This is a genomic window from Aeromicrobium sp. (assembly GCF_050700635.1).
Lineage (GTDB): Bacteria > Actinomycetota > Actinomycetes > Propionibacteriales > Nocardioidaceae > Aeromicrobium.
The window spans coordinates 1-9,105 of sequence record NZ_JBOHDT010000070.1; the positions used below are offsets into that span (position 1 = coordinate 1).

The following is a 9,105-nucleotide window of genomic DNA, read 5'->3' on the forward strand; positions in this document are numbered from 1 at the left end:
GAGGCGACCTGGACCATCACCTACCCCGAGGGCGCCGCCGAGCTCACCCACCGCGTCTACACGATCTCCGACCACCGTGTCGTCGACGGCAAGGTGCAGGTCGACATCGACGTTGCCTTGCACGATCCCGGCGTCGGGTCCAACTGGGCCCGCGACTGCGCGATGGGCAGCCGGGTGGGTCTCCTGGAACCGCGGGGGCTGTATGCGGCCCCGGCCGAGGTCGAGTGGCAGCTGCTCGTGGCCGACATCACCGGCGTCCCGGCTCTCGCTCGGATCCTGCGCGGCCTCCAGCCCGGTCAGCGTGCCGAGGCGGTCGTCGTGGTCACCGATGCCGACGACGAGATCCCGCTCCCCAGCGCGGGCGATGTCAAGATCCACTGGCAGGTCGTCGAGCGTGAGACCGACATCTCCGGCGCCCTGGCCGCCGCCGTCGTCGAGCGGGACCTGCCGGACCACGAGAGCCGGTACGTCTGGCTCGCCGGCGAGGCTCGCGCCAGCCGAGCAGTTCGCCGGCACCTGCGTCGCGAGCTCCGGTGGCCCCAGCACGACTTCTACACCTGCGGCTATTGGCAGATCGACGCCGAGAAGTGGAACGCGCGCTACGAGCAGGTGGCCGACCAGGTCATCGCCGAGGCCGAGGAGGCTCAGGCCCGGGCCGGCGACGACGAGGGCGCCTACCTCGACGCGCTCGAGGACATCTACGACAAGGCCGGTCTCTAGAGCGTCGACCGCGTTCTCAGCCGAGCGCGCCGGGGTCGTCAGGCACGTCGACGGCGGCTTTCTCGAGCGCCTCCCGGGGGATCACCTCGAGGGCCCTAGCGTTCGTGGCGGCCAGCACCACCGGGGCCGGAACACCGTCGTTGTACGCCTGGAGCCAGCGCACGGCCACCACGCACCAGCGATCACCCGGTCGCAGTCCCGGGAAGTCCCACTCCGGGCGGGGCGTCGACAGGTCGTTGCCGACGGAGAGCTGGTGCTCGAGGAACTCCCGGGTCATCACCGCGCACACGGCATGGAGGCCGGCGTCCTCCGGGCCGCAGGCGCAGTCGCCGGTGCGGTAGAACCCGGTGACCGGATCCGCCCCGCAGGGCTGGAGCGGCTCACCCCGGACGTTGACGTCTGCCATGGCACCAGCCTCGCACGTGCCCTCTGGCCAAACACCGGCGCGCGGTGGGACACTCGATGGTGATCGGGGACTGTCACCGAGGAGTCGCCATGGCCAACATCTCCAGCAAGTCCTTCGACGAACCGGACGAGCAGCGGACACCACCGAAGACGACGGTCGACGTCGTCCGACTGGGCAGCGCCTCCGTCGCCCGCATCACGTTCGAGCCGGGGTGGAAGTGGTCCGAATGCGTCAAGCCTGTGGTGGGGACCGACTCGTGCCAGGCGCGGCACGTCGGAGCCATGGTGTCCGGGGAGATGGAGGTCGAGCACGAGGACGGAAGCACGGCCACTCTCCGCGCGGGCCAGGCCTACGTGATCGAACCGGGTCACGACGCATGGGTGGTCGGTGACGAAGCGGCCGTCGGGTACGAGTTCGAGAGCGCCGAAACCTACGCCAAGGGCTAGGCGGGCTGGGCCTCGCGCTCGCGGGCCAGGTGGACCTCGCGGGCCAGGTGGACCTGGCGGGCGATGAGGAACGCCGGCAGCGAGACGCTGATGGCAACGGCGAACGTGAGCACGACGTACACCCAGAGGAATCGCATGCCGAGCCGTCGGCCCTCGGCGATCATGAACACCAGCGCGATGACGGCGACGGCCAGCAGGTCGATGAGGCTGAAGGTGGCGGCGCCGTTTGCCACCACGTCGTCGAAGAGGCTTACGTCGCCCGAGGTCATGTATTGCACCAGCACGACCTGAGTGCCGATCAGGGCGGCGAGCCCCAGCACGGCGTACACCGCGCAGAGTGCCTTGTCGGTGCTGGTCAGACGGTTCACGTCGCCTCCTAGGCCGGTTGCTCGACCGGCACCGGCACGGTGTAGGCCCAGGTCGAGGGTGGCGCGGTGGGGCTGAAGAGCAGCTTCATCCCCGCCTCGGCCGGGGTGCGGTTGGCCTTGCGGTGGTTGCAGCGCAGACAGGCGGCGACAGCGTTTTCCCAGGTGAGCCCGCCGCCACGGCTGCGCGGCACGACATGGTCGACCGTCTCCGCGGTGCCGCCGCAGTAGGCGCACATCCGGTCGCGGGCCTTGACCGCCGACTTCGTGCACAGGTGGCCACGACGATGCCGCCACTTCGCGACGACGTAACGCACGAGGCGCAGCACCTTGGGCACCGGGAACGGGCCGAAGCTCCCGCCGGCCTCCTCCTCGACGACCGCCACCTCGCGCACGAGCATCTTGATGGCGTGGCGCAGCGAGACGCGTTGCAGGGGCTCGTAGCTCGCGTTGAGCACGAGGACGTATCCATTCGCCATCGCTCGCACCTTTCTGGCGAAAGCGTAGCCTCCCGAGCCCCTTCCACCGCCCGAGACGCCCCGGAACAGCGGGTCAGACCACCCAGATGAATGCGGCCACGGTGGGGACGAAGGCCAGCACGATCCACGCCGGGGACCACAGCTTCGCCCCGAGGATGGTCCTCATGACGACGTAGACGATGAGCGCGATGACGCCCGACATCACGGTGAGCCCCACCGCGTCGCCGTGACGGTCCTGCCCCTCGAGGACGTAGGCGGCACCGATCACCCCGAAGACGCCGTGCACCGCGAACGCGAAGAAGGCGATGGCCGCGACGCGTCGCTGCACGCGGTTCAGGGACGCGGCCTCCGTGGCGCGACGTTTGGCGGTGAGGCCGTTAGCGGGTTCGGGGGCGGAGGCCATGCTCCTAGTGTCCGCCTAGGGTGGGCGTGTGGGTGACGCGCATCTCTTCGAGGGTTACGGACCGGTGTCCGGCTTCGACGAGATGATCTCGCGTCACGATCGGGAGCCCGCGGTTCGCGGGAACTATGCTCACGTCCACGCCTCCTTCGTGGACATGGGCGACGACGAGGTGCGGCAGCGCGCCGACGCGCTCGCCTCCTCCTACCTCGACCAGGGGATCACGTTCGGCGTCGAGGGCGAGGAGCGGCCGTTCCCGCTCGACATCGTGCCGCGTCTCATCGAGGCGGAGCAGTGGAGCGAGGTCGACCGCGGGGTCCGCCAGCGAGTCCGCGCGCTCGAGGCATTCCTCGCCGACGTCTACGGCTCCGGCGACCTCTTCTCCGACGGGGTCGTTCCGCGCTCGGTCGTCATGTCGTCACAGCACTTCCATCGCGTCGTCGCGGGTCTCGATCCGCCGAACGGGGTGCGCATCCACGTGGCCGGCGTCGATCTCATCCGCGACGGCGAGGGCGACTTCCGGGTGCTGGAGGACAACGTCCGCGTCCCGTCCGGCGTCTCCTACGTGATGACGAACCGGCGAGCGCTGTCGGCCGCGCTGCCGGAGGTGTTCGCCGACCACCGCATCCGTCCGGTCTCGCAGTACTCGCAGGCTCTGCTCGCCGCGCTCCGCAAGGCCGCGCCGTCCGGCGTCAGCGACCCGACCGTCGTGGTGCTCACTCCGGGCGTCTACAACTCCGCCTACTTCGAGCACACCCTGCTGGCGCGCACGATGGGCGTCGAGCTCGTCGAGGGCCGCGACCTCGTGTGTCGCTCGGGGCGCGTCATGATGCGCACCACACGCGGACTCGAGCCGGTGGACGTCATCTACCGCCGCATCGACGACGAGTTCCTCGACCCGGTCCAGTTCCGTTCCGACTCCGCGCTCGGGGTGCCGGGCATCGTCAACGCCGCACGCGCCGGCCACGTCACCATCGCCAACGCGGTGGGCAACGGGGTGGCCGACGACAAGCTGCTCTACACCTATGTGCCCGACCTCGTCCGCTACTACCTGTCGGAGGAGCCCATCCTGCGCAACGTCGACACCTGGCGGATGGGTGACACCGACCACCGCGAGGAGGTGCTCGACCGACTTGGTGAACTGGTCCTGAAGCCTGTTGATGGCTCAGGAGGCAAAGGAATCGTCATAGGTCCGGCCGCGAGCGCGGCCGAGCTCGACGACCTGCGCGTCAAGGTCCTCGCCGATCCGCGTGCCTGGATCGCCCAGCCGGTCGTCTCGCTCTCGACGGTGCCCACCCTGGTCGAGAACGGGATCCGGCCGCGGCACGTCGACCTGCGCCCGTTCGCCGTGCACGACGGCGACGACGTGTGGGTGCTGCCCGGCGGGCTCACCCGCGTCGCCCTGCCGGAGGGCGAGCTGATCGTCAACTCCAGCCGCGGCGGCGGCTCCAAGGACACCTGGGTGATGGCCGGCATCGCCGACGAGGCGTCCGAGCCGGACCACGCACCGCGCGCGACCCCGGTGGCGGGTCAGTCGCACCAGCAGGCGCCCGACCTGGACTTCCGGCCGGGTCGCGGCATGGAGCAGAAGCAGCAGCAGCAGCAGGCTCGGGGTGATCTCTGATGCTGAGCCGGATCGCGGAGTCTTTGTTCTGGATCGGTCGCTACCTCGAGCGGGCCGACGACACCGCGCGCATCCTCGACGTCCAGATGCAGGTGCTGGTCGAGGACCCCGGCATGGACGAGCGGACGTCCTGCGAGCAGCTGCTCAGCGTCATGGGTGTCGAGGAGTACAAAGGAACGCCGAACCGCTGGATGATCCTCGACCTGCTGGCCCACAACCCCGATGCCGACACGTCGATCGCCGCGGCCATCGGCGCCTCCCGCGAGAGCGCCCGCCGGGCCCGCGAGACGTTGTCGACCGACATCTGGGCCGCCATCAACACGACGTGGCGGGGGCTGAGCACCGCCCGCTCGATGCGACCGCCGGTCATGTTCGCGTGGGTGCGCGACCGGATGGCGATGATCTCCGGCATCGCCGCCGAGACCATGTCGCGCGACGAGGGCTGGCAGTTCTACATGCTCGGCCGCAGCATCGAGCGCACCGACATGACCGCGCGGCTGCTGTCGACGGCTGCCCTGGCCCCGGGTCCGCAGGTCGCCTGGCCCACGACGCTGCGCGCGTGCGGCGCGTACGAGTCGTTCATCCGTGCGTATCGGGGCATCGAGGCCGACCGTCAGGCCGCGGAGTTCCTGTTGCTCGACCGCTGGTTCCCACGCTCGATCGTCTCGTCGCTCGTCGAGGCGGAGAAGGCGCTCGGCAGGCTCGCCAACGTCGGCCCACGGTCGGGGTTCAGCGACGAGGCCCAGCGCCTGCTCGGCCGCGCTCGTACTGAGCTGGAGTACCGGCCGCTCGAGGAGCTCGTCTTCGACCTCCCGGTCGAGATGGAGCGGCTCCAGCGCGTCTGCGCGGCGGCGAGCGAGGCCGTCAATCACCGCTACTTCGCCGACCGCGACATCTACGCCTGGACCGGAGGTGTCGTGCTGTGAGCATGCAATTGCGCATCAAGCACGTCACCGGCTACCGCTACGAGAAGGGCGCGGTCGCCTCGTTCAACGAGGCCCGCATGACGCCGCTCACCACCACCGACCAGATGGTGCTGCGCTCACGGCTCGAGATCACGCCGAGCCCGTGGGCGTCGGAGTACCGCGACTACTGGGGCTCCACGGTCACCGCGTTCGAGGTCAACGAGCCGCACGCCGAGCTGACCGTCGTCGCCACCTCGATAGTCCAGACCAGCTCGGTCGAGACCGTCCCCGAGCGATTGCCCTGGGAGGCGCTCGACGCGGTTCAGGACGAGTGGTGTGAATATCTGGAGATCTCTCCCTGGGTCGCTCCTTCTCCTGCGTTGCTGGCACAGCTGGAACCCATCCGCGCGGGTGCCGCGACGCCGACGGACCACGCGGAGGCCGTGTGCGCGTTCATGTTCGAGAACATCCGCTACGTCGAGGGCGCTACGGAGGTCACCACCGTCGCGGCCGACGCCTGGGAGGCCCGCACGGGTGTCTGCCAGGACTTCGCCCACCTCACGCTCGGGGCGTTGCGTCAGGCCCGCATCCCGGCGCGCTACGTGTCCGGCTACCTGCACCCGTCCACCGACCCGGTCGTCGGTGAGGAGGTCGTGGGGGAGTCGCACGCCTGGATCGAGTGGTGGGACGGCGCCTGGGTCGGCTGGGACCCCACCAACGCTCGACCCGTCGGTGAGCAGCACGTCCTGGTCGCCCGCGGCCGCGACTACGAGGACGTCCCACCCCTACGTGGCATCTACTCGACCCGCGGCGACTCCGAGCTCTTCGTCGACGTGGAGATCACCCGACTGCGCTGACCGGTTCTCGGCTGAATCGCGCGGGCGGGCGGTGGTCGCTAGCGTGGACGGGTGAGTGACGACGCCTACTACGCCCAGTCCGTGGCCGAGACCCACCGCCCGTACGTCGCGGCCGAGGACCGGTACCAGCACCTCGAGTACCGCCGCGTGGGCGACTCCGGCCTGCTGCTCCCGCCGCTGTCACTCGGGCTCTGGTACAACTTCGGCGACAACAAGCCGTTCGACACCCAGCGCGAGGTCCTGAGGCACGCGTTCGACCGGGGCATCACGCACTTCGACCTCGCCAACAACTACGGACCCCCGTACGGCTCGGCCGAGGAGAACTTCGGTCGCATGATGCGCACCGACTTCGCGCCGTACCGCGACGAGATGATCATCTCCACGAAGGCCGGCTGGGACATGTGGCCCGGCCCGTACGGCAACGCCGGCTCTCGCAAGTACGTGCTGTCCAGCCTCGACGCCTCGCTCGGTCGCCTGAGCCTCGACCACGTCGACCTGTTCTACTCGCACCGCTTCGACCCCGACACCCCGGTCGCCGAGACGATCGCGGCCCTCGACACCGCCGTCCGGATGGGCAAGGCCACGTACGTCGGCATCTCGTCCTACTCGCCCGAGCGGACGGCCGAGGCCGTCTCCATCGCCCGCGAGCTCGGCACGCCACTCGTCATCCACCAGCCCGCGTACTCGATGCTCAACCGCTGGGTCGAGCGTGGCCTGCTCACCGTGCTCGACGATCACCAGCTCGGCTCGATCGCCTTCTCGGTGCTCGCGCAGGGTCTGCTGTCCGACCGGTATCTCGGCGACGAGCCCACGCGCACGTCCGACCGTCCGACGTTCGACCAGAGTCTGGTCAACGACGACAACCGCAAGCGGCTGCGCGGGCTCAACTCGGTCGCGGAGGCTCGCGGGCAGACCCTCGCGCAGATGGCGTTGTCGTGGGTTCTGCGGCCGGGCGGCGTCACGTCCGCGCTTGTCGGTGTCTCGTCGGTCGAGCAGCTCGACGAGAACCTGAAGGCCGCCGACAACACCGAGTTCTCCGCCGACGAGCTCGCCGAGATCGACCGACTGGCCGGTGAGCCGGAGGGCGTGAACCTCTGGTCCGTCTCTTCGGAAGCCTAGGGCGCCCCTCACGCCCTAGGAGACCGCTTCACGCTGGCGGCGTGAGAGCTCCTCAGGTGCCAGCGGCACGATGTCGACGACGGTGGCCGGGCCGACTCTCAGCACGCCGTCGTCGAGCGGTTCGGTGCGGATGCCGGCGTGCCCGCGCATCGCCTGGTGGGCGCCGTCGGCGAACGCCCCGTTCATGAAGGCGCACGGGTTCGCGCGGGTCAGGGCACGGAACGACATCGGCCCGCTGCCGCAGTCGATCGTGAATGTCGTGTGCAACAGCGCCTCGACGTCGAGCCCACGGGTGACGACGTTGCGGCGGGCGAGCTCGGGATCGAACGGGCCCGTTCCGAGCTCACCCTCGAGGCGATCGATCGACTCGGCGGCCAGGAAGGTGACCGCGGCGAACCGGTGCCGGGTGCCGAAGTAGCGGTCGCCGACCAGTCCGCGGTGCGCACGCACCTGAACCTCGTCGACGGTCTCCGGTTCGTCGTACGGCCGCGGCCCTTCGCTCGGACGCCCGTCGTAGCGGCGCACCGGCGAGACCACCAGCGTCACGATCTCGATGTCCACCCCGCGAGCGTAGCCCCGACCCCGTGCCCGCGAGTGGCTGACGACGGGACGGCTGATTTGGCCTGCGGAACAGGGGCCCGATAGACTCGCACGGTTGCCCTGTCCTGATTCTCGGGGGGCGACACTCTCCTGCTGCGGATGGTCCGCAGCCGCCAAGACCGAAGGAGGGCGCACGTTGTCGTTGCGTCAGTACGAAGTGATGGTCATCCTCGACGGGGACCTCGAAGAGCGCACGATCGCTCCGAGCCTCGACACCTACCTCAACGTGGTCCGCAAGGACGGCGGGAGTGTCGACAACGTCGACATCTGGGGCAAGCGCCGCTTCGCCTACGAGATCAACACGAAGACTGAGGGCATCTACGCCGTCATCGATCTCCACGCCGAGCCGGCCACGGTCAAGGAGCTCGACCGCCAGCTCACGCTCAACGAGTCGGTCGTCCGCACCAAGGTGACGCGACCCGACGTCAAGTAGGAACCGCGTGTGGACGAGCCCTCGCGCTTGCCCTGACCGTGCGGTTCACTGAATCCAGACCACCCCAGACCCTTCGAAAGGCAGAGCCATGGCAGGCGAGACCAACATCACCGTCATCGGCAACCTCACCGACGACCCGGAGCTCAAGTTCACGCCCTCCGGTGCCGCGGTGGCCAACTTCACCGTTGCCTCGACGCCTCGAACCTTCGACAAGCAGACGAACGAGTGGAAGGACGGCGACGCGCTCTTCCTGCGATGCGCCGCCTGGCGGCAGATGGCCGAGAACGTCGCGGAGTCCCTGCAGAAGGGCCAGCGCGTGATCGTCACCGGCGCGCTGAAGATCCGCAACTTCGAGCGCCAGGACGGCTCGAAGGGCACCAGTGTCGAGATCAACGTCGAGGAGGTCGGTCCCTCGCTGAAGTGGGCTACCGCCAAGGTCACCAAGGCCTCCCGTTCCGGCGGCGGCGATTTCGGCGGCGGCCAGGGCTCGCAAGGTGGCGGCAACGCCAACCCGTGGGGCCAGCAGCCGGCTGCCCAGGGTGGCGGTTCCGCGCCCCAGCAGGGCGGCGACGCCTGGGCCGGCGGTGGCGGGTCCACCGACGAGCCCCCTTTCTGAGACCACATACATCTTTCAAGGAGAACCATGCCCAAGCCCCCCATCCGGACGCCGAAGAAGAAGAGCAACCCGCTCAAGGCCGCCGGTGTCACTGCGATCGACTACAAGGACACCGCGCTGCTGCGCAAGTTCATC

The 9,105-nt window shown here is 69.3% G+C and carries 13 protein-coding genes; 8 read left to right on the plus strand and 5 right to left on the minus strand.

The features are described from left to right. The coding region (locus ACRDPN_RS05185; RefSeq protein ID WP_431446304.1) for a siderophore-interacting protein at window positions 1-720 on the plus strand (720 nt) is incomplete at its 5' end. Window positions 721-736: 16 nt separating this feature from the next. Here the strand turns inward: ACRDPN_RS05185 and ACRDPN_RS05190 are convergent. Then, window positions 737-1,126: a DUF2237 family protein gene (locus tag ACRDPN_RS05190; RefSeq protein WP_431446305.1), complete on the minus strand. Its 390-nt coding sequence runs from the start codon at window positions 1,124-1,126 to the stop codon at window positions 737-739. An 89-nt stretch (window positions 1,127-1,215) separates the two neighbouring features. Here ACRDPN_RS05190 and ACRDPN_RS05195 point away from each other — a divergent pair, with 89 nt between their 5' ends. Next, window positions 1,216-1,572, plus strand: a complete 357-nt coding sequence (locus ACRDPN_RS05195) for a cupin domain-containing protein (protein ID WP_431446306.1) — start codon at window positions 1,216-1,218, stop codon at window positions 1,570-1,572. On the opposite strand, the gene ACRDPN_RS05200 is transcribed toward ACRDPN_RS05195, so the two are convergent. From ACRDPN_RS05200 to ACRDPN_RS05210, 3 genes are all read right to left on the minus strand, one after another. Further along, window positions 1,569-1,940, minus strand: a complete 372-nt coding sequence (locus ACRDPN_RS05200) for a DUF2834 domain-containing protein (RefSeq protein WP_431446307.1) — start codon at window positions 1,938-1,940, stop codon at window positions 1,569-1,571. The two genes, ACRDPN_RS05195 and ACRDPN_RS05200, sit on opposite strands and share 4 nt — an antisense overlap. Window positions 1,941-1,948: 8 nt before the next feature. Further along, the gene (locus tag ACRDPN_RS05205; protein ID WP_431446308.1) at window positions 1,949-2,416 is read right to left on the minus strand and encodes an HNH endonuclease; all 468 of its coding nucleotides are present in this window, start codon (window positions 2,414-2,416) and stop codon (window positions 1,949-1,951) included. Between the two features lie 73 nt (window positions 2,417-2,489). Further along, window positions 2,490-2,819: a hypothetical protein gene (locus ACRDPN_RS05210; protein WP_431446309.1), complete on the minus strand. Its 330-nt coding sequence runs from the start codon at window positions 2,817-2,819 to the stop codon at window positions 2,490-2,492. A 28-nt stretch (window positions 2,820-2,847) separates the two neighbouring features. On the opposite strand from ACRDPN_RS05210, the gene ACRDPN_RS05215 reads away from it, so the two are divergent. The 4 genes from ACRDPN_RS05215 to ACRDPN_RS05230 are packed head-to-tail and all read left to right on the plus strand — an operon-like array spanning window position 2,848 to window position 7,321. Then, complete coding sequence (locus ACRDPN_RS05215) at window positions 2,848-4,440, plus strand: circularly permuted type 2 ATP-grasp protein (protein ID WP_431446310.1); 1,593 nt, start codon at window positions 2,848-2,850, stop codon at window positions 4,438-4,440. Further along, window positions 4,440-5,366 carry an alpha-E domain-containing protein gene (locus ACRDPN_RS05220; RefSeq protein ID WP_431446311.1) on the plus strand — a complete coding sequence of 309 codons (927 nt, stop codon included), beginning with the start codon at window positions 4,440-4,442 and terminating at the stop codon, window positions 5,364-5,366. The genes ACRDPN_RS05215 and ACRDPN_RS05220 overlap by 1 nt, the downstream gene beginning before the upstream one ends. A gap of 2 nt (window positions 5,367-5,368) precedes the next feature. After that, the gene (locus ACRDPN_RS05225) at window positions 5,369-6,202 is read left to right on the plus strand and encodes a transglutaminase family protein (RefSeq protein WP_431446315.1); all 834 of its coding nucleotides are present in this window, start codon (window positions 5,369-5,371) and stop codon (window positions 6,200-6,202) included. Window positions 6,203-6,253: 51 nt separating this feature from the next. Next, on the plus strand, window positions 6,254-7,321 hold the full coding sequence (locus tag ACRDPN_RS05230; protein ID WP_431446312.1) for an aldo/keto reductase: 1,068 nt from the start codon (window positions 6,254-6,256) through the stop codon (window positions 7,319-7,321). A 15-nt stretch (window positions 7,322-7,336) separates the two neighbouring features. On the opposite strand, the gene ACRDPN_RS05235 is transcribed toward ACRDPN_RS05230, so the two are convergent. Continuing rightward, window positions 7,337-7,882 carry an MOSC domain-containing protein gene (locus ACRDPN_RS05235; RefSeq protein ID WP_431446313.1) on the minus strand — a complete coding sequence of 182 codons (546 nt, stop codon included), beginning with the start codon at window positions 7,880-7,882 and terminating at the stop codon, window positions 7,337-7,339. A 181-nt stretch (window positions 7,883-8,063) separates the two neighbouring features. Between ACRDPN_RS05235 and rpsF the strand changes: the two genes are divergently transcribed. Then, complete coding sequence (rpsF, locus tag ACRDPN_RS05240) at window positions 8,064-8,354, plus strand: 30S ribosomal protein S6 (protein WP_431446316.1); 291 nt, start codon at window positions 8,064-8,066, stop codon at window positions 8,352-8,354. Window positions 8,355-8,442: 88 nt separating this feature from the next. Beyond that, the gene (locus tag ACRDPN_RS05245) at window positions 8,443-8,970 is read left to right on the plus strand and encodes a single-stranded DNA-binding protein (protein ID WP_431446314.1); all 528 of its coding nucleotides are present in this window, start codon (window positions 8,443-8,445) and stop codon (window positions 8,968-8,970) included. Window positions 8,971-9,105 lie beyond the last annotated feature (135 nt).